25 protein-coding genes are annotated in these 23,681 nt (G+C 70.2%); 4 read left to right on the top strand and 21 right to left on the bottom strand.

All coding sequences use genetic code 11. The features are described 5' to 3' along the window. A partial coding sequence (locus MHY20_RS06995) for a WYL domain-containing protein (RefSeq protein WP_239375853.1) occupies positions 1-1,399 on the bottom strand: 1,399 nt, incomplete at its 3' end. A 27-nt stretch (positions 1,400-1,426) separates the two neighbouring features. Between MHY20_RS06995 and MHY20_RS06990 the strand changes: the two genes are divergently transcribed. After that, complete coding sequence (locus tag MHY20_RS06990; RefSeq protein WP_183374476.1) at positions 1,427-2,536, top strand: DUF3866 family protein; 1,110 nt, start codon at positions 1,427-1,429, stop codon at positions 2,534-2,536. On the opposite strand, the gene MHY20_RS06985 is transcribed toward MHY20_RS06990, so the two are convergent. From MHY20_RS06985 to MHY20_RS06910, 16 genes are all read right to left on the bottom strand, one after another. Continuing rightward, positions 2,512-2,949, bottom strand: a complete 438-nt coding sequence (locus MHY20_RS06985) for a PH domain-containing protein (protein WP_239375851.1) — start codon at positions 2,947-2,949, stop codon at positions 2,512-2,514. The genes MHY20_RS06990 and MHY20_RS06985 overlap by 25 nt on opposite strands. Then, positions 2,950-3,801 (bottom strand): ATP phosphoribosyltransferase, encoded by an 852-nt coding sequence (gene hisG / locus MHY20_RS06980; protein ID WP_239375857.1) that lies wholly within the window; start codon positions 3,799-3,801, stop codon positions 2,950-2,952. It lies immediately after the preceding gene. A gap of 10 nt (positions 3,802-3,811) precedes the next feature. Next, complete coding sequence (locus MHY20_RS06975) at positions 3,812-4,075, bottom strand: phosphoribosyl-ATP diphosphatase (RefSeq protein ID WP_183374480.1); 264 nt, start codon at positions 4,073-4,075, stop codon at positions 3,812-3,814. After that, entirely contained in the window at positions 4,072-4,740 is a 669-nt protein-coding gene (gene pnuC, locus MHY20_RS06970) for a nicotinamide riboside transporter PnuC (protein ID WP_239375849.1), read from the bottom strand. The genes MHY20_RS06975 and pnuC overlap by 4 nt, the downstream gene beginning before the upstream one ends. 10 nt (positions 4,741-4,750) lie before the next feature. Continuing rightward, entirely contained in the window at positions 4,751-5,449 is a 699-nt protein-coding gene (rpe, locus tag MHY20_RS06965; protein ID WP_239375847.1) for a ribulose-phosphate 3-epimerase, read from the bottom strand. Between the two features lie 4 nt (positions 5,450-5,453). After that, positions 5,454-7,034, bottom strand: coding sequence for a transcription antitermination factor NusB (locus tag MHY20_RS06960; protein ID WP_239375845.1), 1,581 nt, complete (start codon positions 7,032-7,034; stop codon positions 5,454-5,456). Then, entirely contained in the window at positions 7,031-7,987 is a 957-nt protein-coding gene (gene fmt, locus MHY20_RS06955) for a methionyl-tRNA formyltransferase (RefSeq protein WP_239375843.1), read from the bottom strand. The genes MHY20_RS06960 and fmt overlap by 4 nt, the downstream gene beginning before the upstream one ends. A 70-nt stretch (positions 7,988-8,057) precedes the next feature. Then, positions 8,058-9,995: a primosomal protein N' gene (locus tag MHY20_RS06950; RefSeq protein ID WP_239375841.1), complete on the bottom strand. Its 1,938-nt coding sequence runs from the start codon at positions 9,993-9,995 to the stop codon at positions 8,058-8,060. Positions 9,996-10,120: 125 nt separating this feature from the next. Further along, positions 10,121-10,510 (bottom strand): FKBP-type peptidyl-prolyl cis-trans isomerase, encoded by a 390-nt coding sequence (locus MHY20_RS06945; RefSeq protein ID WP_183374490.1) that lies wholly within the window; start codon positions 10,508-10,510, stop codon positions 10,121-10,123. Positions 10,511-10,542: 32 nt separating this feature from the next. Continuing rightward, positions 10,543-11,496: an FKBP-type peptidyl-prolyl cis-trans isomerase gene (locus tag MHY20_RS11760; protein ID WP_239375839.1), complete on the bottom strand. Its 954-nt coding sequence runs from the start codon at positions 11,494-11,496 to the stop codon at positions 10,543-10,545. After that, on the bottom strand, positions 11,493-12,887 hold the full coding sequence (gene pafA, locus MHY20_RS06935) for a Pup--protein ligase (protein WP_239375837.1): 1,395 nt from the start codon (positions 12,885-12,887) through the stop codon (positions 11,493-11,495). The genes MHY20_RS11760 and pafA overlap by 4 nt, the downstream gene beginning before the upstream one ends. After that, a complete protein-coding gene (locus MHY20_RS06930) occupies positions 12,884-13,078 on the bottom strand; it encodes a ubiquitin-like protein Pup (protein WP_183374496.1) in 195 nt (64 codons plus the stop codon). The genes pafA and MHY20_RS06930 overlap by 4 nt, the downstream gene beginning before the upstream one ends. Beyond that, a complete protein-coding gene (gene dop, locus MHY20_RS06925; RefSeq protein ID WP_183374498.1) occupies positions 13,075-14,814 on the bottom strand; it encodes a depupylase/deamidase Dop in 1,740 nt (579 codons plus the stop codon). Before dop ends, MHY20_RS06930 begins: the two co-directional genes overlap by 4 nt. After that, on the bottom strand, positions 14,807-16,354 hold the full coding sequence (gene arc, locus MHY20_RS06920; RefSeq protein WP_239375835.1) for a proteasome ATPase: 1,548 nt from the start codon (positions 16,352-16,354) through the stop codon (positions 14,807-14,809). The genes dop and arc overlap by 8 nt, the downstream gene beginning before the upstream one ends. Further along, the gene (locus MHY20_RS06915) at positions 16,351-17,373 is read right to left on the bottom strand and encodes a tRNA (adenine-N1)-methyltransferase (protein ID WP_239375833.1); all 1,023 of its coding nucleotides are present in this window, start codon (positions 17,371-17,373) and stop codon (positions 16,351-16,353) included. Before MHY20_RS06915 ends, arc begins: the two co-directional genes overlap by 4 nt. 10 nt (positions 17,374-17,383) lie before the next feature. Beyond that, on the bottom strand, positions 17,384-18,511 hold the full coding sequence (locus MHY20_RS06910) for a site-2 protease family protein (protein WP_239375831.1): 1,128 nt from the start codon (positions 18,509-18,511) through the stop codon (positions 17,384-17,386). An 83-nt stretch (positions 18,512-18,594) separates the two neighbouring features. Here MHY20_RS06910 and MHY20_RS06905 point away from each other — a divergent pair, with 83 nt between their 5' ends. Beyond that, complete coding sequence (locus tag MHY20_RS06905) at positions 18,595-19,521, top strand: PAC2 family protein (protein WP_239375829.1); 927 nt, start codon at positions 18,595-18,597, stop codon at positions 19,519-19,521. Here MHY20_RS06905 and mshC read toward each other — a convergent pair. The 3 genes from mshC to MHY20_RS06890 all read right to left on the bottom strand — a co-directional run bounded on the left by mshC (position 19,518) and on the right by MHY20_RS06890 (position 22,199). Beyond that, positions 19,518-20,762 (bottom strand): cysteine--1-D-myo-inosityl 2-amino-2-deoxy-alpha-D-glucopyranoside ligase, encoded by a 1,245-nt coding sequence (gene mshC, locus MHY20_RS06900; RefSeq protein ID WP_239375827.1) that lies wholly within the window; start codon positions 20,760-20,762, stop codon positions 19,518-19,520. The genes MHY20_RS06905 and mshC overlap by 4 nt on opposite strands. Before the next feature lie 67 nt (positions 20,763-20,829). Then, positions 20,830-21,708, bottom strand: coding sequence for an undecaprenyl-diphosphate phosphatase (locus MHY20_RS06895; protein ID WP_239375825.1), 879 nt, complete (start codon positions 21,706-21,708; stop codon positions 20,830-20,832). Positions 21,709-21,815: 107 nt separating this feature from the next. Continuing rightward, the gene (locus MHY20_RS06890; RefSeq protein ID WP_239375823.1) at positions 21,816-22,199 is read right to left on the bottom strand and encodes a DNA primase; all 384 of its coding nucleotides are present in this window, start codon (positions 22,197-22,199) and stop codon (positions 21,816-21,818) included. Positions 22,200-22,285: 86 nt separating this feature from the next. Here MHY20_RS06890 and MHY20_RS06885 point away from each other — a divergent pair, with 86 nt between their 5' ends. Further along, the gene (locus MHY20_RS06885) at positions 22,286-22,627 is read left to right on the top strand and encodes a DUF5703 family protein (protein WP_239375821.1); all 342 of its coding nucleotides are present in this window, start codon (positions 22,286-22,288) and stop codon (positions 22,625-22,627) included. Between the two features lie 26 nt (positions 22,628-22,653). Beyond that, positions 22,654-23,145, top strand: coding sequence for a hypothetical protein (locus MHY20_RS06880; protein WP_239375819.1), 492 nt, complete (start codon positions 22,654-22,656; stop codon positions 23,143-23,145). A gap of 58 nt (positions 23,146-23,203) precedes the next feature. On the opposite strand, the gene MHY20_RS06875 is transcribed toward MHY20_RS06880, so the two are convergent. Then, a complete protein-coding gene (locus tag MHY20_RS06875; protein WP_239375817.1) occupies positions 23,204-23,668 on the bottom strand; it encodes a tRNA (cytidine(34)-2'-O)-methyltransferase in 465 nt (154 codons plus the stop codon). Positions 23,669-23,681 lie beyond the last annotated feature (13 nt).

The following is a 23,681-nucleotide window of genomic DNA, read 5'->3' as shown; positions in this document are numbered from 1 at the left end:
CCTCTGCGGCAGGCACCGACCCCTCCCCCGCCACCGAGGCGAGGACCTTCCGCGTGGAGGCCACGGCCGACGGGGCCAGGCCGAGCGCGTCTGCGTCCACGAGGTCGAGGCCGAGAAGAAGAGCTGACGCATCCAGCGGCGTCAGCGTCAGCGGACGCTGCAGGGCGTCGGCGCGCTCCACATGGACGCCGTCCTCACTGCTGGTGACGATGAGGTCGCTGTACCCGGCGGAGTAGTCGCCCACGAACATCAGAGCGGTGAGATCCTCCTGCAGCTGCGCCTCAGTGATCCCGAAGTGCGCCGCCATGTCCTCAACAGCGGCACCGGGATTGCGCTGGGCGTACTGCGCCTCGGCGGCGAGCCGCGCCGCCTCGGTGGCGCCGGTGGCGAGGCTGCGCTGCTTGGGCAGTGTCCGTTTCGGCAGCGTCCTGATCTGAGAGGGAGTGAGGTCGGCCTCGCCCTCGTGCAGCGTGTGCACGAGGGCCACCATGGCGCGGATGTCCTCGACCGCCGCAGGCCCGCCCGCCGGCAGGTGCACCCAGGGTGCGGCGGCGAGGACGGCGCGGCGCAGCTCCGTAGGGCGGATCATCCCGGTGATGGTGGGCTCGTGAGCGGACGCGTGGAAGCGGTCGCGCAGGGTGAGCGCCTTGAACGGCTCCACTTCGAGGAGGACCGTGACCGGTGCGTCGTCACCGCGGGTGCCTGCGAGCACCTCCTCCAGAGTGATCGCCGCGGGGCGCGGCTCATCCGCGGCCCGCCCGAGCTTCGGTGTGCTGGTGATGCGGGACAGGCGGAACAGGCGCGGTGCTCGGCGGACGAGGTCGAACCCGTACACGTAGGTGGCCGGGCCTGCGGCGCCGACCAGCCACGGTTCGATGATGCGGCGCTGCGGGGACGCGGACCCGGGAGTCCGGTAGGCGAACTCAGCGGTGCGGCGCTCCAGCACTGCCTCCAGCAGGGCGGTGGCGGCGGGGGCGGAGCGCAGATCGGTGCGGCCGAGGAGGGATGTGGCGGGCTCAATGCCGTGGGACAGCAGCTTCGCGCGGATCCGTGAACCGATGCCGCCGGTGCTGCTGGAGTCCCAGGCGGAGAGCGCCGCGGCGATGACGGGCTTCTGCGCCGCTGTGAAGGTGACTGCGGTGGTGGCGCTGTCCGTGTCCGCGGCGGGAGCTGAGTACCGGACAGTGGCCGGGTCGAACGGCTCAGAGCCCTGCTGGACGGCGAACCCGGCGGCACGCAGCTGCTGCAGGTCCCGTTCGAACTGGCGCGCCACCGTCCGGGGCGCACCGTCATAGCCGGGAATGAGGTCGAACAGTTCGGCACGGGTGAAGCCGCGGCGGCGGGAGGCGAGAGTCATCATCAGCGACAGGACGCGCTCAACATTGCTCGTGGGCGGCATACCCCCAGCGTAATCTAGGCTGGGTCCATGATCCGATGGGAGACGGGGCGCGTCCTCGAGGAACGGACGCGCTGGCCCGGTGTGCAGCAGCTGATCGTGGACGTCGACGGCGAGCACGTGCGTGCCCTCGTCTACACCGACATGCTGGGCGAGGTCTCCCCCGGGGAGCACCTGGCTCTCAACACGAACGCGCTGCGGCGCGGCCTCGGCACCGGCGGCGACGCCTTCGCTGTGGCCCGGCTCGATGATTCGCCCGGCGTTGGCGGCGCCGCTGACAGTGCGCCGCAGCAGGACGATCCGCCGCTGGGCGGGCACATGATGAAGGCCCGCTACACCCCGATGCAGATGATGGTGGATGCGATCGACGACCCCGAGAGCCCCCATGCGACCGTGATCGATGCCGCCGACTCCCTGCACGGGACCCCCGTGGTGGTGGCGGACCTGCACTCGAGCCTGCCCGCGATCATCGCCGGCATCCGGGCCGAGGCCCCTGCCGCGCGCATCGTCGCGATCCACACCGACTGGGCGGCTCTGCCGGCGCAGTTCTCCCGCGCCGCTGCTGAGCTGCGCGCCGCGGGCCACCTCGCCTCCGTCATCTCCACCGGGCAGGCGTTCGGCGGGGACTGGGAGGCGGTCTCGCTGCCGTCAGCGCTCATCGCCGCGGTGCACGTCCTGGAGGCCGACGCTGTCATCGCGGTGCAGGGCCCCGGCAACCTCGGCACGGGCACCCGTTGGGGCTTCTCCGGCATCCACGCCGCCGAAGCGATCAACATGGCCCACGCGCTGCACGGCCGGGCGATCCACGCCCTGCGCGTCAGCGAAGCCGATCAGCGGCCCCGCCACCGCGGGCTCTCTCACCATTCCCTCACGGTGCTGGAGCGGTTCACGCACGTTCCCGTCGGCCTGCCGGTGCTCGCGGCCGACGACGCCCTCGCCGCCCCGATCGACCAGGAGGTGCGGGAGGCGCTCGCGCCGCTCGGGCGGGAGGTCATCGCGGTGCGGGCCGACGGGCTCCTCGATCAGCTGCGCTCGAGCCCCGTGCGCCTGTCCACGATGGGACGCGGGTTCGCCGAGGACTTGCGGGCGTTCCTGTACCCGGCGCTCGCGGGTCGCTACGCCGGGTCGCTCTTCTCGTAGAGCAGCGCCTGGAACTCCTTCGCTTCGGCGATGCCGCGGGCACCGTCGGTGCGCTGGAACGCCATCAAGCTGAGGGTGTCGCCGGTGTTGAGGTTCGCGGTCGCCCACGGTGCGCCCTCCATGAACGTGAGATCAACGATCTGCGCCCATTCCAGGCGGGTGGTGCTGAACAGGTTCCGCACCGTCACCCGGTCCGGTTCCGCCTTCACGCACACACTGGCCTGACGCCAGCAGAACCAGGAGATGATGGCACCGAGGATGAGGAAGCCGACCCGGTCCGAGATCGCGAACTGCGGGTACGGCAGGATCATCGCCATCACGGTCATCGCCAGCATCATGACCGAGCCGATCGCAAGCGCGTAGATGCGGGCGATGCGGGGGCGGAAGATGCGGATGGGCGACGCGGTGGGCATTCAGATCCTGCAGGCCTGGATGTCGGTGACGAGGATGGCGCGGGCGCCGGCCTCGTAGAGCTCATCCATCATAGCGTTCAGGCCCCTGCGCGACACCATGGACCTCACGGCGTACCAGTCGCGTCCGTGCAGCGGCGACACGGTCGGGGATTCGAACCCCGGGGTGATCTCCACTGCCCGGTCGAGGTTCTCCGCGGCGATGTCGAAGTCCAGCAGCACGTACTCGCGGGCCACGAGGACACCGCGGATGCGGCGCCGGAGCACTTCGAGGGTGTGGGCGCGGGCAGGATCGAGGTCGATCCCCGGGCGGGAGAAGAGCACCGCTTCGCTGCGGACGATCGGGTCGCCGAAGGTGGCGAGGCCGGCTGCGCGCAGGGTGGAGCCGGTTTCGACCACGTCGGCGATGACGTCGGCGATGCCGAGCTGGATGGAGCTCTCCACAGCGCCGTCCAGGTGCACCACCTCGGCGCTGATCCCAGCGGCCTGCAGGTGGTCGGTGACGAGTCGGTCGTAGCTGGTGGCGATGCGCGCACCCTCCAGCTGGGGGTCCTGGACGTCGCGGGGAGCGGCGAACCGGAACGTGGACACGGCGAAGCCGAGGCGCATGAGGACATCTGCCGGGGTGCCGGAGTCCATCAGCATGTCCTCACCGGTGATGCCGACATCGACCGTGCCGGTGCCGACGTACACTGCGATGTCGCGGGGGCGAAGGAAGAAGAACTCGACCTCGTTCGCCTCATCGACCAGCACCAGTTCCTTCGAGCTGGAGCGCTGCACGTACCCGGATTCGGCGAAGAGTGCGCTGGCGGGTTCATGCAGGGCGCCCTTGTTCGGCAGGGCGATGCGCAGCAGGCGCTTCGGCTCAGAGCTTCCGGTAGACGTCATCGAGACTGATCCCCTTCTTCACCATCATGACCTGGACGTGGTACAGCAGCTGCGAGATCTCCAGGGCGGCATCGTCATCGGTCTCGTATTCGCAGGCCATCCACACTTCGGCGGCCTCCTCCACGATCTTCTTGCCGATGCCGTGCACACCGGAGTCGAGCTCCCGAACGGTGCCGGAGCCCTCCGGGCGTTCGGCGGCTTTGCGCTGCAGTTCCTCGAACAGGGTCTCGAAATTCTTCACGTGGACAGCGTATCGACCCGGTCCCGGCGGTGACGGATGCGCCACCATACGAAAAAGCCGACCAGGGTGAACGCCCCGTAGAACACGTACATGAACGCGCTGGCGAAGTAGCCGGCGGACCACAGCAGGGGCACGCCGACCACGTCGACCGCCACCCAGATCAGCCAGAACTCGACCCATCCCTTCGCCATCCCGTAGGTGGCGAGCAGGGAGCCCATGAAGATGTAGGCGTCCGCCCACACGGGCTCGTAGGAGCCGAGCGCACGGAAGACGGGGGTGAGCATGGCGACGCCGGCGGCCCAGGTGAGGACCAGGGCGAGGCGGGTGCGCCAGGAGGCCCAATCGGGGGCGACCGCTTCACCGTGCGCGATCTTGGTGGCGCGCCACTGGCTCCACCCGTAGATCGCGGCGATGAGGAACATCGCCTGCCGGCACGCCTGCCCGAGCAGATTGACGGGGTTCGGGGAGCCGAACACGGCGCCGAGGAACACGGTCAGCAGCAGCAGGTTGCCGGCGATGCCGACGGGCCACGCCCACACCCGTCGGCGCATGCCGGCGAACGCGGACAGCAGCCCGAAGGCGTTGCCGATGACTTCGCGGAACAGGATGAACTGTCCGCCGGGGAAGGTGATCTGGGCGTCGAAGAGCCAGCGCAGAAGATCCATGCGCCGGCCGTCAGCAGCCGGCGCCGCGGTGCGCGGCGGTGTGGTCGCGGGCCAGGGAGCGCAGCGTGGCGATCTCATCGGCGGCGTCGGCCGCGCTGTAGATCGCGGAGCCGGCGACGAACACGTTGGCGCCGGCGTCAGCGGCCTGTTCGATGGTGGACCTCGAGACCCCGCCGTCCACCTGGATCGAGACGTTGAGGTGGCTCTCGCTGATCGCCTGCCGGGCCCGACGGATCTTCGGCAGCATCGAGTCGATGAACGACTGGCCGCCGAAGCCGGGCTCCACCGTCATGATCAGCAGCATGTCGAACTCGCCGATGAAGTCGAGGATCGATTCGACCGGGGTGGCGGGGCGCAGCGCCACGCCGACCGCGGCGTTCTTGCGGCGCAGTTCGCGGGCGAGGCGGATCGGCGCGGATGCCGCCTCCAGGTGGAACGTCACCGACTGGGCGCCCGCTTCGGCGAACTCGGGGGCGGTGCGGTCCGCGTCCTCGATCATCAGGTGGGCGTCCACGGGGATGGGGCTGCGGCGCACGATCTGCTCCACCATGGACGGGCCGAACGTCAGGTTCGGCACGAAGTGGTTGTCCATGACGTCGACATGGGCGGCGTCGGCGGTGGCGATGCGGTCGAGCTCCTCCCCAATCGCCATGAAGTCACTGTTGAGGATGGACGGGTGGATCAACGAGGTGTCGGTGCTGTACTGCATGGCGTCAGGCCTTCTTCTTGATCAGGGCGAGGAACATGGCATCGGTGCCGTGGATGTGGGGCCACAGCTGCACGAACGGGCCGTCGCCGAGGTGCGCATCGCCTGCGTCGGCGCGCAGGCCCGCCTGGACGGCGTCGCGGGCATCGACGACCTCCGCGTCGTCGCGGCGGCGCAGCACGTCCTTGACGATGAGGACCGTTTCGGCGGCGTGCGGTGAGCAGGTGACGTAGGCGATGACTCCGCCGGGGGCGGCGGCGTCCAGGGCGCTGGCCAGCAGGCTGCGCTGCAGGCGGCCCAGCTGGGCGAGGTCACCGGGCTGTCGGCGCCACCGGGATTCGGGGCGGCGCCGCAGAGCGCCGAGGCCGGAGCAGGGGACGTCGGCGAGGATGCGGGAGAACTCGCCGGGGCGGTCCGTGCCGATGGTGGTGCCGTCGGCGGTGATGCAGTCCACCTCGGCGCCCGCGTCCACCAGGGTGGCCACGGACTTCTCCACCAGGCCGGTGCGGTGCTCCTGCACTTCCACGGCGAGGACCTCGGCGCCCTGCTCCACGGAGAGGCCGGCGAGCAGGGCGGTCTTGCCGCCGGGCCCGGCGCACAAGTCGAGCCAGCGGCCGGTGTCGCCCTCCACGAGGGAGTCAGCACCGAGGGCGAGGGCGAGCGCCACCATCTGCGAGCCTTCGTCCTGGACGGCGGCGCGCCCCTCGTTGACGGCGGGAATGCGGCCCGGGTCGCCGCCGGGCCACCCCATGCCGAAGACGGACCAGCGGCCCTTCTCGGCCCCCGCGTCGGCGAGTTCGTCCTCGTCGGTGAGGCCCGGTCGCATCACGAGGTCGATCTGCGGGGCGGTGTTGTGGGCGGTGAGCAGGTCGTCGATCTCGGCGGCGCTGCGGCCGTGGATGCGCAGTGCGTCGGTGAGGGCGCGCACGATCCACTCGGGGTGGGAGTGGACGACGGCGAGGTGCGCCGCTTCGTTCTCCTCCCGGGTGGGTGCGACCTCCTGGATCCACTCCTGCGCGCTCTTCTCACTGATGCGGCGCAGCACGGCGTTGACGAAGCCGGCGGCGCCGGCACCGGTGACATCCCGGGCGAGGCCGACGGTCTCCGACGCGGCGGCGTGCGGCGCCACGTTCATGTCGAGCATCTGGTACGCGCCGAGGCGCAGCACGTTCAGCACCGCGGTCTCGATCTGGTCCAGTGGGCGGTCCACGCACGCGGCGATGACGGCATCGAGCCGGCCCTGGGCGCGCAGCGCGCCGTAGAACAGTTCGGTGGTGAAGGCGGCATCGCGGGCATCTACCCGGTGGCGCCGCAGAATGCTCGGCAGGACCAGGTTCGCGTACGCATCATCGAGGGCCACGGCCTGCATCGCTTCGAACGCGGCGCGGCGCGACGGCGTGGACTCCCGACGCCGCTCCCCCGGCCGCTGCCGGGAGAAGCCCCGACGGGGCCCGCCACGGCCGCGGCTGCCGCTGCGTTCGCGGCCCTTGGCGTTGCGGTGCCGCTGGGGACCGCCGCGCGTCTCGCGGCGGTCGCCGTGCTGGTCGCGGCGACTGCCGCCGCCGCGGTCCTGACGGTCTCGGTTCATGCCTGCTCTCCGCTCGCTTCGGGGGTGGTGGTCAGTCGGGATGCGTCATCGAGGCGGGCGCCCCGCGCCCAGTCGGCGGCGTTCATCGCCTGCTTCCCGGGCGGACCGATCCGCGTCAGGTGGATCGGCCCGGTGCCGGTGCCGACGAACACGGCGCGCTTCGTCGCGCCGATGCCGCCCGGCTCCAAGCGCATCCCGTCGGGGGCGATGTCGGTGCCCACGCCGAGCAGTTTGTGCCGCTGCCCGCCGAGGTAGGCGAACGCGCCCGGTTTCGGGGCGACGGCGCGGATCCGCGCCGACACTGCGGCGGCGTCGGCGGTGAAGTCGATGGCCTGGTCCTCGGCGGTGAGCTTCGCCGCGTGGCTGACGCCGTCGGCCGCCTGGGGCGTGAGCGTGAGGTGACCCGCGGCGATCTCGTCCATGACGCGGACAAGTGCGGCACCGCCGTCGACGGCGAGGCGGTCCAGCAGGTCGCCGGCGGTCTCATCGGGCGCGATGGAGCACTCGGCGGTGAGGGCCACGTCGCCGGTGTCGAGACCCTCATCGAGGCGGAAGATGCTCAGACCCGTCGTGGTGAGGCCGTCCTGGACGGCGCGCTGCACGGGGGCGGCGCCGCGGTAGGCGGGCAGGAGGGAGAAGTGCAGGTTGAACCAGCCGTGGCGGGGAATCTCCAGCACCTCGCGACGCAGCAGCTGCCCGTAGGCGACGACCACTGCGGCATCGATCTCAAGGGCGCGGAGGTCATCAGCGGCGTCCGCGATCCGCTCCGGCTTCAGCACGGGGATCCCGGCCTCCTTGGCGGCCTGCGCAACCGCCGACGGGCGCAGTCGCCGGCCCCGGCCCGTCGGTGCGTCGGGCTGGGTGAGGACCGCGACCACCTCGTGCGGTGAGTCGATCAGGGCCTGCAGGGAGGGAACGGCGACATCCGGGGTTCCGGCGAAGAGAAGACGCATGGTGCCTCGATTCTATGCGGTGGACGGGGGCGAGCGGGCAGTGCGGATGTGGGCGCAGCGGTGGCGGGTGTCAGAAGATGTGCGGCGGGTCCACCTGGACCCGCAGCTGACCGGGCAGCTTCTTCGCACTGCGGACCATCAGCGCCGCCCGGACCGCTTCCACGAGCTGCTGGGCGCCGGGCGCGGCGATCCGCAGCACCGCGCGCGTCACGGGCTTCTCCCCGTCCCACACATCGTCCAGGGGGCCGAGGACACCCGCCATCCCCGGCAGCTCCAGCACGTCGAGGAATCCGGCGACAGCGGCCTTGTCACCGCGCGCCTCCACCACCTTCGACAGCGGCGGGAACAGCAGTTCGGCGCGCTGCTCGAGCACGGTGTCGATGAACGCGCGGCCTCGCGGCACCACGAGCGACCGGATCGCTGGGGCATGAGCGGTGCCGACCACGAGGACCTGGCCGCCGTCGGAGAAGGGCCTGGTGGCGGCGATCGCATGGGACCAGCGGCGCACCGCCTCCACATCAGCGTCGAACGCGGCGCGGGCGAGGGTGCCGTCGGCGTCCAGGACTGCGCAGGCGGCGTACCCACCCGCTGGGAGCGGCTCCGCGCCCGGGGTGGCGACCACCACGCAGGGCCCGTCCACGTCCTCGTCCGGCACGATGCCGCCGGCGCCGCCGGAGACGTGGAACTCGACATCGCCGAAGGCGCGCTTGAGGTCATCGGCGGTGCGGGCACTGCCGGAGACCACCGGCCGCACCTGCGTGCGGTCGCATTCGGCGCAGCGGAACGCCCCGTGGGTGAGTCCGCAGACGGGGCACACGAGCGCCAGTCCCCTCCCCCGCACCACAAGGGCGGCGTGGCAGGCGGTACAGGTGGCGCGAGTCCCGCAGAACGTGCACACCAGCGCCGGAACGTACCCGGAGCGCGGCACCTGCACGAGCACCGGGCCGCGGGTCAGCCCCTCCCGGATGAGGCGGTAGGCGCGCTGCGGCAGGCGGGAATACCCGGAGGCTCCTTCCCGCTCCCGCAGGTGCTCATCCATCAGTTCGATCCGCGGGTGCGTGAGGGCGTGCGGCGCAGGCGCCGGCTCGAGCTCCACCAGGACGCCGTCCCGGGCCCACTGGGTGAGCTGCACGGACCGCGACGGGGTCAGGAACAGCACGGGGACCCGCTCGATGTGGGAGCGGGCGAGCACCACTGTCCGGGCGTGGGGGTACGGTGCGCGCGGCTCCTCGAACAGGTCGTCGGCTTCGTCCCACATGAGGATCAGGCCGAGGTTCGCGACGGGAGCGAACGCGGCACTGCGGGTGCCGACGACGACGCGGTGCTCACCGCTGAGGATGCGCAGGAACGTCCGGTAGCGCTTCTCCGGTCCTTCGCTGCTGGTGAGCTGCGCACACGAGATCCCGTCGGCCTGCAGGGCGGCGCTGACGCGAGCCGCGTCGCGGGCGTCGGGGGCGAGGATGAGGGCGCCCTGGTCGTCGTCGAGGGAACGGACGGCTTCGACGGCGGCGTCCAGCCAGCTCTCGGCGGGGTCGAGGGTGATGGCGGCGCGGGGCGATCCGCCCTCACGGGCGTGGGAATAGAACGCGGCGAGTCCGCGGTAGCGGGCGGTGAGGAAGCCGACGGGTTCAGCGGCGTCGTCCGCGTCCGCTGATTCGGCGCGGCGCGCGAGGAATTCTTCGCGGTCGGCATGGGCGCGCTTCTCCGCGCGGGCGTGTCGCGCCGGGACGGCCAGGCGCAGCACATCGGTCAGGCTGCCGGCGGTGCGTTCGGCGACCATCGCGCACACCCGGAAGGTGTCCTCACTGATGACGCGGTCGGTGGAGACGAGCTTCCTGATCGGAGCGAGCGGCCGGTCCGTGTCGGGAGCGGCGACGCGCTCTCGGACGAGTGCTTCGCTGTCGCGGCCGGCGAAGGCGACACGGACGCGCTGCCCGGGTGCGAGCTCGTCCATGTCGGCGGGGATCGCGTACTCGAAGGCGCGGTCCAGATGCGGCAGGGCCCCCATCACGTGGACGCGGGCGACCGGGTCGGTGTCGACGAGGTCGAAGCCGGCGGTGGTGCGCAGGCGCGCAGGAGCGGCCTCTCCCTCCGGCTGGGGGAAGAGGCCGCCCTGGGTGCTGCTGGGGTCGGTCAGTTGGACCGCACCCCGACGAGGTCGCAGACGAAGATGAGGGTCTCGCCGCCCTTGATGACGCCGGGGATGCCGCGCGGGCCGTAGGCGAGGTCCGCGGGGATCTCCAGGCGGCGCCGGCCGCCGACCTTCATGCCCTGGACGCCCTGGTCCCAGCCGGGGATGACCTGGCCGACGCCGAGCGGGAACGTCAGCGGTTCACCGCGGTCCCAGGAGGCGTCGAACTGCTTGCCGTCGCTGAGGCCGACGCCGACGTAGTGGACGTCCACGACATCGCCCTTCTTCGCGACGTCGCCGTCGCCCTCCCACTCGTCGATGATCACGAGCTCGGTGGGCTCTTCGGTGCCGTCCACGGACACCTGCGGCTTGGTGGGGTTCTGCTGGTTCATGAGGGATTCCTTTCGGGTCGGGTGAACGAGTCTCATGCCTTGGCGACGTACAGGACGTCCGCCGCGAAGATGAGGGTCTTGCCGCCGAGTTCGTGCTGGGCGGGGTCATCGCCGTAGCCGTCCTTCGGCGGGATCACGAGCAGGTACTGGCTGCCGGCGGCGGCGCCCTCCAGGCCGTTGTCCCAGCCGGGGATGACGCGGCCGGCGCCGAGGGGGAACACGAACGGCTCGCCCCGGTCCCAGGAGGAGTCGAACTTCTCGCCGGTCTCCCAGTCCCATCCGGTGTAGTGCATGACGAGGGTGTCCCCCTTGGCGGCCTTCTCCCCCGTGCCGACGATCGTCGGTTCGGCGACGAGCTCGGTCGGGGCCTTCCCGGAGGGCTTGCCCTTCAGTTCGGGGGCGCCGTTGTCTCCGAGGGTGAACTCGGGCATACCGGAGGGGACGGGCTTCTGTGTGCCCTCGGCGCGCTTCAGGGCGATGCCCTCGAGGTCGCCGACCTGCAGGATCGGCTGCTGGCCCTGCCCGGACTGGTCGGCGGTGAAGCCGGCCTGGGCGAAGCGGGTGCCGACGGCCATGCCGGAGAAGAACTCCGCGGCGCTCTTGCCGATGGTCTTCTCAACGACGGGCAGTGCGGTCGCGCTCTTCTCCTTGAACTCCGAGAACAGTGTGTCGCCGGAGGCCGGGTCGATGAACACCGACCGGGTGATGATCGTGTCGCCCTGCTTGACGGCTGCACCGTCGCCCTTGACGACCACCGTGTTCTCCTGCTCCTTGTACTCGAGCGGGGCGTCGAAGGTGACCTTCGGCTCCTTGCCGACGTTGTCGCTGATCGTGAGCTTGTCGAGGACAGCTCCGCCCTTCTCGGCGGGGGCGGAGGGGTTGGCCGACGGCTTCTGGGTCGTCGACTTGTCGCCACCGCAGGCGGCGAGGGTTCCTCCCGCCGCGGCGGCGGTGAAGGCGGTGACGAGGGTGCGTCGGCTGATCACGGGTTTCCTCCTGGGGAAGCGGGGTCCGCGGCCTCTGAGCGGCTGCGGATGTCGTCGATGAGGGCGTCGATCTCGGCGCTCTCGGTCTGGAAGGGGTCGAGCATGGAGATGGGGCGCTGACCGGGCGCGTTGAGGCGCACACTGGTCCAGTCCACGGCGACGTCGGTGCCGGCGTCGCGGGCGGCGTGCAGCACTCGGCCGCGCAGGTGCGCACGGGTCGTAGCGGGTGCCTGTGTCCGCGCCTGCTCGATGCGCTCATCGGACAGGATCTGCGGGGCGAGGCCGCGGCGCTGCAGCGCCCAGAACACGCCCTTCGTGCGGTCGATGTCGTGGTAGGCGAATTCGAGGCGCTGGATCTGCGGATCGTCGAGGGCGAGGCCGCGCCGCTCAGCAACAGCGTGGAACAGGTCGTGCTTGATCGCCCAGTCCAGTTCGCGGGACACCAGGGAGAAGTCCTGCGTCTCCACGGCGCGCAGCGCGCGGTCCCACAGGTCGAGCATGCGCTCGTCGAGGTCGTCGAACGCAGAGGTGACGGCCTCGAGGAAGCGCCGCTGGATCTGCAGAGCGGTGATGGTGCCGCCGTCGGCCAGTTCGAGGGGCGCGGTGCCGGTGAGGTCGCGGGCGACCACGCGGATCGCTGCGATCGGGTCCTTCAGGGCGATGGTGCCGACGGGGCGGCCCGCCTCGATGAGGCGCAGAACAGCATTCGTCATCTCGATGCGCATCCACGTGGACAGTTCGCTCATGGTGGAGTCGCCGACGATGACGTGCAGGCGCCGGAACTTCGTGGGGTCGCCGTGCGGTTCGTCGCGCGTGTTGATGATGGGGCGGGCGCGGGTGGTGGCGCTGGAGACGGTCTCCCACATGTGGTCGCTGCGCAGAGAGAAACCGAAGCGGGCGCCGTCCTCGTCGTGGATGACGCCGCCGGCGCCGGTGACGATCTGGCGGGTGATGAGGAAGGGCACGAGCATCTGCGGCAGGCGGGTGAACTCGCCGCGCCGTTCGATCATGAAGTTCTCGTGGCTGCCGAAGGAGTTGCCTTCGGAGTCGGAGTTGTTCTTCAGCAGGTGGATGCGGGCATCCACGCCCTTCTCCTGGTAGGCGGCGTTCGCCTGCGCCACGAGCTGTTCGAATTCGCGTTCGCCGGCGCGGTCCTGGGCGACCAGATCCCAGGTGTCGTCGCATTCGGCGGTGGCGTACTCGGGGTGGGAGCCGACGTCCAGGTAGAGCCGCGCCCCGTTGGTCAGGAACACGTTGGATGAGCGGCCCCAGGCCACGACGGGCCGGAACAGGTCGCGAGCGGCCTGCTCCACTTCGTGGGCGCGGCGGCCGTCACTGGTGACGACGGTGAGGCCGAACTCCGTTTCGATGCCGGCGACGCGTCGCTTCACTGGCCGCCCTTCTGCACGAAGGACTTCACGAAGCTCTCCGCGTTCTCCTCGAGAACGAGGTCGATCTCGTCAAGGAGGTCGTCGCTGGTCGAGATGGACTGCTGCACCTGGCCGCCGCCGGTGGTGTCGGGGCCGAGGTCGTCGGCATCGTCCTCATTGCGGCCGGGGCCGTGGATCTGTGACTGGCTCATTGCTCCTCCTTCGCACCCGCGGGGCGGGTGGGCGGTTCGTTGTGGCTGGTTGGGGTCTCGGCGGTGGCCGGCTGGGTCTCGATGGCGCGGGCGGCGGCGATGATCGCCTCCACGGGGGCCGACGGGTCCACCCCATTGTCGGCGCACCATGCCTGAGAGCCGAAGCGGGGGTCGCTGAACCGCAGGCGCAGCGCGGCCCCGTCGTCCTTGATCGTGACGGCGTCCCACCCGGCGGAGTCGAGCTCCGAGCGGTGGTGGGTGACGAGAGCACCGCGCAAGTACGCGCGGGTGGAGGTGGGGGCCTCCACCATGGCTCGGCGCACTTCATCGTCGCTGACGAGGGTGCGGGCGCGACCGGCGCCCCGCAGCTTCAGGTACAGCGACTTCGCGGGTCGCAGGTCCGTGAACTGGATGTCGAGGGCGGTGAGCCGCGGGTCGTCCCACTCGAGGCCGTGGCGCGCCCGGAACGACTCCAGCAGGGTGTGCTTGCCGAGCCATTCGATGCGGTCCGCTGCGGCGGCACGGTCATCCGATTCGAGGATGTCGAGCAGCTCGCGCCACTGGCCGATGACGTCGGCGGTCTCCGCATCGCCCACGTCTGCGTGGGCGGCGACGGCGTCGAGGTAGGCGCGCTGGATGCCGAGAGCGGTGATGGCGGAGCCGTCGGCGCACTCGAGGTCCTCACGAAGCGTGAGGTCGTGGGAGACGCGGTGCAGCGCAGCGACCGGGTCGGCGAGGCGGATGTCCGGCAGGATCGCCTCACCGGTCGCCTGCTCCGCTTCGGCGGCGGCCAGGACGAGGGAGGTCATGCCGGTCTTGAGGTAGTTCGGGGTCTCGAACAGGTTCGCGTCCCCGATGATGACGTGGAGGCGGCGGAATCGGGAGGCGTCCGAGTGCGGCTCGTCGCGGGAGTTGACGATGGGCCGGTTCAGGGTGGTCTCCAGCGCCACCTCGGATTCGAAGAAGTCGGCGCGGCTGGACAGCTGGAAGCCCGGCTCCTGTCCGCGGGTGCCGAGGCCGACCCGCCCGGAGCCGACGAGGACCTGCCGGGTGGTGAAGAACGGCAGGAGGACCTCGACGAGGCGGTCGAACGGCACGGCGCGGTCCACGAGGTAGTTCTCGTGGGTCCCGTAGGACTGGCCCTTGCCGTCGGTGTTGTTCTTGTACAGCGCGATCGAGGGGACCGTGTCGGCGCCGTCGATGCGGGCCATGGCGGCACGGGCGATCTCTTCGCCGGCGCGGTCCCACACGAGGCATTCGCGGGCGGTCATGGTCTCCGGCGCGGAGTACTCCGGGTGGGCGTGGTCCACATAGAGGCGGGCGCCGTTCCTGAGGACGGCGTTGCCGATGGCGCGGCGCTGCGCGAAGTGCAGGACGGCGGAGTCATCGAGGTCGCGCGGAATCGATTCGTGGGCGGCCAGCGGCAGGTCCATGTCGACGCTGGGGACGTGCGCGTCCTGCCCCTGGTCGGTGAGCTGGGTGGGGTGGGCGGCGGCGCGGGTGAGTTCGAATCCGCGGGCGTCCCGCAGCGGGGTCTCATCGCCGTAGTCCCAGCGCACCCGTTCCCGATCGGAGTCCTCGAGCAGGGCGTACGCGCCGACGGTGAAGTGCGACAGCTGGATCGAGGCGTTCGCGCCGGCGCGGGCGCGCTGGGCTTCCTCAGCGTGGGTGACGCCGAACTCGATCTCCTGCCCCATCACGCGGCGGGTGCGCAGGCGGATGGGTGCCTCAGGCATGGGCGGCCTCCGATGCTCGGCGCGGATGCATCTGGACGATGCGCTGACCTCGCCGGCCGGCGACGCGCGCCCAGTCGTCCGGGTCGGCATTGGAGGGCAGGTCCTCGTTCTCGCGAAGCTCCGCGAAGACCGCATCCTCCAGGTGGTCCATGGTGATGCCGCGCTCGGCGCTGGCGAGGAAGTCCTTGACGGCCGCCTTCTTCGCGCGGTCCACGATGTTGCGCAGCATGGCGCCGGACATGAAGTCTCCGAAGAACAGCGTCTCCTCGGAGCCGTCGGCGTATTCGACGTCGACGAACGCGAGGTCCTCCGTGCGGCGGTAGATCAGGGCGGCGGTCTGCTCCACGAGGCGGGTGCGGTCCTCCTGCACGGGGACGTCCTCGTTGAGGTAGAGAGCGAGGATCTCGCGGGCGGCGGCTTCGTCGGGCCGCCGGATGCGGATCTTGACGTCGAGGCGACCGGGCCGCACGATCGCGGGGTCGATCATGTCCTCGCGGTTGGAGGCGCCGATGACGATGACGTTCTCCAGGGACTCCACGCCGTCGATCTCGCTGAGCAGCTGCGGCACGATCGTGGACTCCACATCGGAAGAGACGCCGGTGCCGCGGGTGCGGAACAGGGAGTCCATCTCATCGAAGAACACCACCACCGGGTGGCCGTCGCTGGCCTTCTCACGGGCGCGTTCGAACACGAGGCGGATGGACCGCTCGGTCTCGCCGACGTACTTGTTGAGGATCTCCGGGCCCTTGACGTTGATGAACCAGGTGCGGCCGAGGGCGGAGTCGGCGTCCTCCCCGCGCATCTGCGCAGCCTTCAGCGCCAGTTCGTGCGCCACGGCCTTCGCGATCATGGTCTTGCCGCAGCCGGGAGGGCCGTACAGCAGCACACCCTTGGGCGGCCGCAGGCCGTACTCGCGGTACAGGTCCTGGTGGAGGAACGGCAGCTCCACGGCGTCGCGGATCGCTTCGATCTGGCCCTGGAGTCCTCCGATGTCGCCGTAGGAGGTGTCCGGGACGTGCTCGAGGACGAGGTCGGTGATCTCCTTGCGCTCCAGGCGCTCCAGGACGATCCCGGCCTTGAGGTCGACCATCAGGTGGTCGCCCGGGCTCAGAGCGGTGCCGGCGAGGGCGGAGGAGGCGTGCATAACGCGCTGCTCATCGGCGTGGACCTGCACGAGGATGCGGCCGTCGGGCAGCTGTTCAACAGCGCTGGCCACGTTGCCGAGGTCGCTGGTGGGCATGGCCTCCACGGCGACGAGCGCTTCGTTCATCCGCAGCTCCTGGCCGCGGGTCAGAGTCGCCGGATCCACCTCCGGGGAGGTTGCGATTCGCAGTTTGCGACCGTTGTGGAGGACGTCCACGGTGGTGCCGTCGGCGACCTGGAGGAACGTGGCATACGGGTTCGGCGGGTCCGCCATGCGCTCGAGGTCGGAGCGCAGGTCGAGGATCTGCTCGCGCGCCTTCGTGAGGGAGGCGACGAGCCGCTCGTTCTGCTTCGCGAGGCCGTTGAGCTCGGTGCTGAGCTCCTGGTACGTCTTCATCGTGTCCTTCCCTGGCGGATGTCCCGCAGGGCACGGCGGGACTTCTTTTCGGCAATGCCGCGCTCCCCGAGGTCCTGCGCGGACCATTCGGAGTCGGAACCGCCGAAGCCGTCGTTGTCGGGGTGGTTGAGTTCGGCTTCGTCCCGGGAGCCGGGGGCCGGGCGCTGCTTGCGCCGCAGGGCGAGGCTTCCGCGGGCGGTGCGGCGGGCGGTCAGCAGGAAGCCGGTGTGGGAGTTCATGCGGTGCACGGGTCTCACGGCGAGGCCGTCCAGGTGCCAGGGACGCATCATCGTCTCCCACGCGTCCGGTTCGGTGAACTCGCCGTGGTCGCGCAGCGCCTCCACGGTGCGGGACATCTGGGTGACGGTCGCGATGTACGCGAGGAACACGCCGCCGTCCTCGAGAACGTCCGCGGCCTGATCCACGCACTCCCACGGGGCGAGCATGTCCAGCACCACGCGGTCGGCCCGCTCCCCCTGCTCGGCGAGGGCGGCGGCGCCGTCCTGGAAGTCGCCGACGCTCAGGTCCCACCACGCCGGTTCCTCACCGAAGAACGCCCGGACGTTCTCCCGTGCCACCTCGGCGAAGTCGGAGCGGCGCTCGATGGAGCGCAGAGAACCCGTCGGCCCGATGGCGCGCAGCAGCGCGATGCTCAGCCCCGCCGAGCCGACGCCGGCTTCGATGACACGCGCGCCGGGGAAGACGTCCCCGTACATGAGGATCTGTGCACTGTCCTTCGGGTAGATGATGGCGGCGCCGCGGGGCATCGCCATCATGTAGTCGTTGTACAGCGGTCGGAAGGCCTGCAGCTGCTGGCCGGCGCTGTTGGTGATGACGGTGCCGTCGGGCCTGCCGATCAGGTCATCATGGCGGATGAATCCGCGGTGGGAGTGGAACAGCGTGTCCGCTTTGAGGGTGATGGTGTTCATCCGTCCCTTGGAGTCGGACACCTGCACCTTGTCGCCCTCGACGAACGGACCGGTTCGGTCCAGACGCGGGGTCATCGCTTCTTCCTGCATGCTCACCAGTCTAGTGATCCAGGCCCAGCGCAGTGTTCACGCTCGTGGCGCGGATGGCGCCGATGATGCGCCCGTCACTGCGCTGCACCAGGAACACGGCCGCATCGGCCGCCACCATCGCCTCCAGCAGGTCCGGACCGCTGAGGTCCGCCCTGATGGCCGGCGCCGTCCCCAGCGACAGGGCGACTGCGGACGCGGGGACGCTGCCGCGCTGCTGCGGCGGAACCGAGGCGACGGCGTCGGGGTCGAGCAGGACCACGGTCCCGTCGGCCCCGACGAGGAGGCCCTTCCTCTGCGGGCCGGCGGCGGCGAGTGCGGTCTCGAGGCTCGCGGCGGGCTCCCAGGGGCCGACGGGCTCCATCAGCGCCTCGGTGCTGAGGCCCTGGCTGCGGCGGAGGAGGCGCGATTCGCGCAGCGCCTCACCGGCGCCGCGGAACAGGAACGAGGCGATCAGCAGCGCCCAGATCATGACCAGCAGATCCGGCATCTGTCCGGCGACCAGGCCCCGCAGCAGCGGGATCACCACGATCGCGACGGCGACCACGCGGCCCACCCACGCGGTGACGGTGGTCGCCGTCCACGCGGGTGTCCCGAGCGCGGTGAGCAGTGACTCCACGGCGCGGCCGCCGTCCATCGGAAGGCCGGGCAGGAGGTTGAACAGGGCGAGTGCCCAGTTGAGGATCGAGGCGTAGGCGATGAGGGCGAGCGCCGCGACTGCAAAAGGACTGACCACGACCTGGCCGCTGTGCAGGCCCTCTCGGAGAAGCGAAGCCGCGCCGGAGAAGAGGAGGGCGAGCACGATGTTGGCGGCCGGGCCGGAGAGGGAGATCAGCATGGAGGCGACCGGCCGGATCGTCCCCCAACGGTAGGTGGTGTGCCCGCCCCAGAGCGTCAGGGCGATCTCCTGGACGTCCCCGCCGAAGGCGCGGGCGGTCAGGGCGTGGGCGAGCTCGTGGATGAGCACGCACAGCACCATCACGAGGGCGAGGAGCACCGCAGTGGCGATGGCGAGGGAGCTGTCCTGGACGCTGCGGGCGAGCGCCGGGTAGACGATCGCCGCCATCACGATGACGGTGAGGATCGTGGCGGGCGCCACGCGCAGGCGGAACCCGGCGATGCGGGGACCGGTGGGCGTCATCGATTGCTCTCCTCAGTGCAGGCCTTGATCACGGCCTGCCTATACTGGCACGTCGAACTGGCGCTGACGTGAGAGGGAGAACCATGGGTGAGATGAACCGCTCCGCAGCCGCAGGAGAACCCGCAGACTCAGGTCAGGACCTGCGCCGCCGCAGTGCGGCACTGGCCGCGTTCACCGGCTGGAACGACGCCGGCGGCGCCGCCTCCGAAGCGCTCTGCCACATCGAAGAGGAGTGGGGCGCCCGTATGGTCGCATCCCTCCCGGCCGACGACTACGTCGACTTCCAGATGAATCGCCCCACCCTCTCCCCCGTTCTCGACATCAGTGATGACGCGGCGCCGGTGGCGCCGGCCGGTATGTCGACCATGGACTCCCGCAGTGAGATCGTCTGGCCGGACACCCTCATCAATCATCTCGGCCATGACGAGGACCGGCCCCTGTTCACCGTGCAGGGCCCCGAACCGTCCCTGAAGTGGCGCGCCTTCTGCACTGAGCTGCTCGATGAGCTGCAGCAGCAGGGCGTTGAGGTGCTGGTGGTGCTGGGGGCGCTGCTGGCGGATGCACCCCACACGCGGCCACTGCCGATCTCCGCGACCTGGCGCGCCTGCGATCTGCAGCCCCTGACCGCCACGGAGACCTCCGCCTATGAGGGCCCGATCGGCATCCCGACCGTGCTCGTCGACATGGCCGTGCAGCGCGGCATCCCCACTCTGTCCCTGTGGGTGCAGGTGCCGAACTACGTCGGTCAGGCGCCGGCGCCGAAGGCCGTACTGGGCCTGGTGAAGGCGGTGGAGCGGGAGCTGCAGCTGCGGATCCCCCTCGGCGACCTCGAGGACGATGCGAAGGCGTGGGAGCTGGGACTCAACGAGCTGGCACAGAGCGAAGAGGACATCGGCGAGTACGTCCAGCAGCTGGAGCAGGCGCGGGACGCCGCGGACCTGCCGGAAGCATCCGGCGAGGCGATCGCTGACGAGTTCGAGCAGTTCCTCCGCCGGCGCGGCGACGACTAGAGGCGGACCCCGAGCAGGGCGTCGACGGCGTCGGCGATCCTGATGCTCCCGGCACCAGGGGTGGCGGCTGCGGATCCGCCCATGCCGTCGGCCCACCGGTCGAGGACCTCGAGGGCCCGCGGCGTATCGAGGTCATCGCGCAGTGCGCGGCGCAGGTCCTCGACGACGGCGGCATCCGTCGGCCGCTGCTGGGAGGCCTCCCGGTAGGCGCGCAGACGTTGCTCGGCCTCGCGGAGCTGGTCGTCGCTCCATTCCCAATCCGTGCGGTAGTGGTGGGCGAGCAGAGCGAGCCGGATCGCGGCGGGGGCTACGCCGTCAGCGGTGAGTCGACTGATGAAGACGAGATTCCCGAGGGACTTCGACATCTTCTCGCCCTGGTAGGCGACCATGCCGACATGCGCCCACAGGGTCGCGAACGTGTCCAGACCCAGACCGAGGGCGTGGACGTGCCCCATTTCGTGGTGGGGGAAGACGAGGTCGTTGCCGCCGATCTCCAGGTCGATCGGCATGCCGAGGCCCCGTTCCGCGATGCACAGGCACTCCACGTGCCAACCGGGCCGACCGGGGCCGAGGGCGCGGCCATCGAAGCTGGGCTCGCCCGGCCGGTGCGCCTGCCACACCAGCGGATCCAGGGGGTCCTTCTTCCCCTCCCGCTGCGGGTCGCCGCCGCGTTCGGCGAAGATCGCCAGCGCCTCTTCGCGGTCCATCTGCTCCACGAGCCCGGTGCCGCCTGTCAGGGCGTACTCCTGGTACCAGTCGCTGGAGCCGTCCTCATTGGCGACGGGGTAGAGCATGCCGCGCTCCAGCAGCTGGTTGGCGGCATCGGCGATCGCATCGACCGCTTCGGAGACGGACTCGAAGTGGTGCGGAGGGATGATCCGCAGCGCTTCCATGTCACCGACGAACTTCGCGACCTCCCGGTCCGCCAGCTCCCGCCAGTCGATGTCGTCGCGCTGGGCGCGTTCGAACAGGGGGTCATCGACATCGGTGACGTTCTCCGCGAAGCGCACATCCAGGCCGGCGTCCAGGAGGATCCGGCGCATCAGGTCCGCACTGTGGTACGTCATGGCGTGGCCCATGTGGGTGGAGTCGTACGGGGTGATGCCGCAGACGTACAGGGTCGCAACGCCTTCCACGCGCGGAGCGAACTGCTCCCTGCGGCCCGTGAGCGTGCTGTGGAAGGTGGGCAGGACGCCGCTGGGTTCGATGGTCGGCACAGTGGGCGCGGGCCAGGTCTTCACAGGGGGTCCTTTCGGGAAACGGGAACGGGCATCGGCCGGACGGCCGGTCCGGAGCAGAGGCGGTGGGTCAGGACGCTGCCGGCGGCAGCGGGGAGACCACACCGAAGATCAGCAGGAGGAGCAGGGCCGCGCCGGCGAACAGGCGGTACCAGACGAACACGGAGTAGGACCGGTTCTCGATCATCTTCATGAACCAGACGATGACGGCGAAGCCGACGCCGAACGCGACGAGGGTCGCGATGATCATGGCGAGCAGGCTCGGCTCACCGGCGGCGGCTGCGGCGGCGCGCCCGTCGGCGGTCAGCAGCGGCGGGATCTCCTTCGCCGCCTTGTACAGACCGGAGGCGAACACAGCCGGCAGCGCCAGCAGGAACGAGTAGCGGGCGGCGGAGCGGCGCGTGTAGCCGAGCAGCAGGCCCATGGTGATGGTGCCGCCGGAGCGGGACACACCGGGGATGAGGGCGAGAGCCTGGGCGAAGCCGTAGAGGATGCCGTCGCGCAGGGTGAGGTTCTCCAGTTCCTTCTTCTGCGGGGCGCGGGCGTCGGCGAACGCGAGGATCACGGCGAACACGATGAGCATCGTGGCGGTGATGTAGAGATTGCGCAGGCTGTGGTCGATCTGCGTTTCGAACAGCAGGCCGAGCACACCGATGGGGATGGAACCGAGGATGACGAACCAGCCCATGCGCACGTCCGGGTCGGACTGCGGGACCTTCTTCACCAGCGCTTTGAACCACTGGGAGAGGATGTGCGCGATGTCCTTCCAGAAGTAGATGAGGACCGCGAGTTCGGTGCCGAGCTGGATGATGGCGGTGAAAGCCGCGCCGGGTTCGCGGCCCGGCATCAGCAGCTCGCCTGTGACGCGCAGGTGAGCGGAGGAGGAGACGGGAAGGAACTCCGTCAGGCCCTGGACGATGCCCAGGATGATCGCGGTCAGGATGGTCATGCGGCCTCGCTCATCGGGGTGCTGGTTGTGCTCGCACAACGGTACGCGGCGCCAGCTGATTCAGCTGACGCCGCGCCGAAGGGTGATGCAGAAGTCACCGTTCGCGGTCAGTGACGCGAGTCGTCCTCGTCGTCATCGTCCGCGTCATCTGCGTCATCATCGAACTCGTCGTCATCGAGGTCGTCGAAGTCCTCGAAGTCCTCATCGAGGTCGTCATCCTCGTCATCCTCGTAGTCATCATCGTCGTCGTCTTCGAAGTCGTCGTCGAAGTCATCGAAGTCGTCCTCGTCATCGAACACGACGAGCGGGGTGGCGGTGCCGACGGCGTCGAACAGAGCACCGTCATAGATGTCGAACGCCTCGGCGAGGCGATCGTTGGCGCGGTCGAGCGCCGGATCATCCTGGCCGCTGGAGTCGACGGCGGCCGTGTAGTGGCGCTCGAGGGCATCGATCAGGGCGGTGAGTGCGGCGCGAGGATCTGTGGTGCTCATGCCTCGAATCTACCCCGTTCGCCCCGGATGCGACACCCCGTTATCCTGGTCGCCACCATTGGCCCCGTCCCCCTTCAGGAGCGGTGATGACCCGCATTGTGAACCGCCAGACCGAGTCGATGCTGCCGCCCACGTGGAGCCGCCGCAGAATCCCGGGAATCGAGGGCGCTTCGGTGAGCACGATCCCGTCGGCCGGGGGTCGCCGGCGCGGCGAGATGGAGTTCCAGGTGGTGACGATTCCTCGCGGCTCCACTCTGGGCGAGGTGCGGCAGGCGCTGCAGGATGAGGCGGAGTACGGACGCTGGGAGCTGGCGCGCACGCAGCTGCTGATCGGCGGCGGGAAGCGCGTGTTCCTGCGCCGACGGATCATCCGCGTGCCCTCTGCACAGGACCAGTTGTCCCCGTTCGGCCCGAACAGCGCCCTGTGACGCTCGCGGTGTGATGCAGTAGGGGCATGCCCCTGCTGCTGACCGTCGCTCTGCTCGCCGCGCACCTGCCGTTCGCCTCTGCACTGACGGTGTTCGATGTGCGCGAGCACCGCCTGCCCAATCGCCTGGTGCTGTGGCAGAGCACCTGCGTGGCAGCGGTGTCCTTGGTGGCTGCGGCGCTTTTGCCTGCAGTTCGGGCGGCTCTGCCGGCGTCGATCCTGGTTGCATTCGTGCTCGGTGGGGGCGCTGTGTGCCTGGCGCTGCTGGTGCCGTCGGCGCTCGGAATGGGAGACGCGAAGGTCGTGTTCGCGACCGCGCTGGTCACCTGCCTGCTCGGCGGTGCAGTGATCGTGAGCGCGCTGCTGTGGTTCTGTGCGGCGTCGGCGGTCGGCGCCGTGGTGGCGCTGGTGCGCTCGCGCGGGGACTTCTCATCCCGGTTCGCGTTCGGCCCGGTGATCCTCAGCGTTCCCTACGGCGGTCTGCTCGTCGCGGCGCTGCTCGCCGGCACGCTGCCCTGATCCCGGTGCTCCCCCGGCCGCTCTCGGGGGCCTACGGGGCCCGCACCCCCAGAACAGGTCAGACGCCGCCGGAGAATCCGCGCTGACGCCATGCCTCGTACACCGCAATGGAGGCGGAGTTCGCGAGGTTGAGGGACCGGCGCGCGGGAAGCATCGGAATGCGGACCTGCTGGGTGATCCGCGGGTGGTTCAGGACGCTGTCGGGAAGGCCGGTGTCTTCACGTCCGAAGAGCAGAACGTCTTTCTCGCGGTACTCGATGTCGGCGAAGGATCCGTCGGCCTTGCCGGTGAACGCGAAGACGCGGCTGTCGGGGACGGCGGCGAGGGCGGCGTCGATGTCGGGGTGCACGGTGGTGTCGGCGAGGTCGTGGTAGTCGAGGCCAGCGCGGCGCAGGTTGGCGTCTTCGAAGTTGAAGCCGAGCGGCTCCACGAGGTGGAGGTGGCAGCCGGTGACGGCGGCGAGGCGGATGGCATTGCCGGTGTTGCCGGGGATCAGCGGCTCAACGAACATGATGTGGGGCATGGGGACCAATCTA

Origin of the sequence: Helcobacillus sp. ACRRO (assembly GCF_022347125.1) — a bacterium.
Lineage (GTDB): Bacteria > Actinomycetota > Actinomycetes > Actinomycetales > Dermabacteraceae > Helcobacillus > Helcobacillus massiliensis.
This window is presented reverse-complemented; position numbering and strand designations above follow the sequence as displayed.

Coding starts and splice junctions, on each gene's coding strand:
- MHY20_RS06990 (WP_183374476.1), top strand. CDS start 1,427: ATGATCCGATGGGAGACGGGGCGCGTCCTCGAGGAACGGACGCGCTGG.
- MHY20_RS06985 (WP_239375851.1), bottom strand. CDS start 2,949: ATGCCCACCGCGTCGCCCATCCGCATCTTCCGCCCCCGCATCGCCCGC.
- pnuC (WP_239375849.1), bottom strand. CDS start 4,740: ATGGATCTTCTGCGCTGGCTCTTCGACGCCCAGATCACCTTCCCCGGC.
- rpe (WP_239375847.1), bottom strand. CDS start 5,449: ATGCAGTACAGCACCGACACCTCGTTGATCCACCCGTCCATCCTCAAC.
- MHY20_RS06960 (WP_239375845.1), bottom strand. CDS start 7,034: ATGAACCGAGACCGTCAGGACCGCGGCGGCGGCAGTCGCCGCGACCAG.
- fmt (WP_239375843.1), bottom strand. CDS start 7,987: ATGCGTCTTCTCTTCGCCGGAACCCCGGATGTCGCCGTTCCCTCCCTG.
- MHY20_RS06950 (WP_239375841.1), bottom strand. CDS start 9,995: ATGGGGGCCCTGCCGCATCTGGACCGCGCCTTCGAGTACGCGATCCCC.
- MHY20_RS06945 (WP_183374490.1), bottom strand. CDS start 10,510: ATGAACCAGCAGAACCCCACCAAGCCGCAGGTGTCCGTGGACGGCACC.
- MHY20_RS06930 (WP_183374496.1), bottom strand. CDS start 13,078: ATGAGCCAGTCACAGATCCACGGCCCCGGCCGCAATGAGGACGATGCC.
- dop (WP_183374498.1), bottom strand. CDS start 14,814: ATGCCTGAGGCACCCATCCGCCTGCGCACCCGCCGCGTGATGGGGCAG.
- arc (WP_239375835.1), bottom strand. CDS start 16,354: ATGAAGACGTACCAGGAGCTCAGCACCGAGCTCAACGGCCTCGCGAAG.
- MHY20_RS06915 (WP_239375833.1), bottom strand. CDS start 17,373: ATGCAGGAAGAAGCGATGACCCCGCGTCTGGACCGAACCGGTCCGTTC.
- MHY20_RS06910 (WP_239375831.1), bottom strand. CDS start 18,511: ATGACGCCCACCGGTCCCCGCATCGCCGGGTTCCGCCTGCGCGTGGCG.
- MHY20_RS06905 (WP_239375829.1), top strand. CDS start 18,595: ATGGGTGAGATGAACCGCTCCGCAGCCGCAGGAGAACCCGCAGACTCA.
- MHY20_RS06895 (WP_239375825.1), bottom strand. CDS start 21,708: ATGACCATCCTGACCGCGATCATCCTGGGCATCGTCCAGGGCCTGACG.
- MHY20_RS06890 (WP_239375823.1), bottom strand. CDS start 22,199: ATGAGCACCACAGATCCTCGCGCCGCACTCACCGCCCTGATCGATGCC.
- MHY20_RS06885 (WP_239375821.1), top strand. CDS start 22,286: ATGACCCGCATTGTGAACCGCCAGACCGAGTCGATGCTGCCGCCCACG.
- MHY20_RS06880 (WP_239375819.1), top strand. CDS start 22,654: ATGCCCCTGCTGCTGACCGTCGCTCTGCTCGCCGCGCACCTGCCGTTC.
- MHY20_RS06875 (WP_239375817.1), bottom strand. CDS start 23,668: ATGCCCCACATCATGTTCGTTGAGCCGCTGATCCCCGGCAACACCGGC.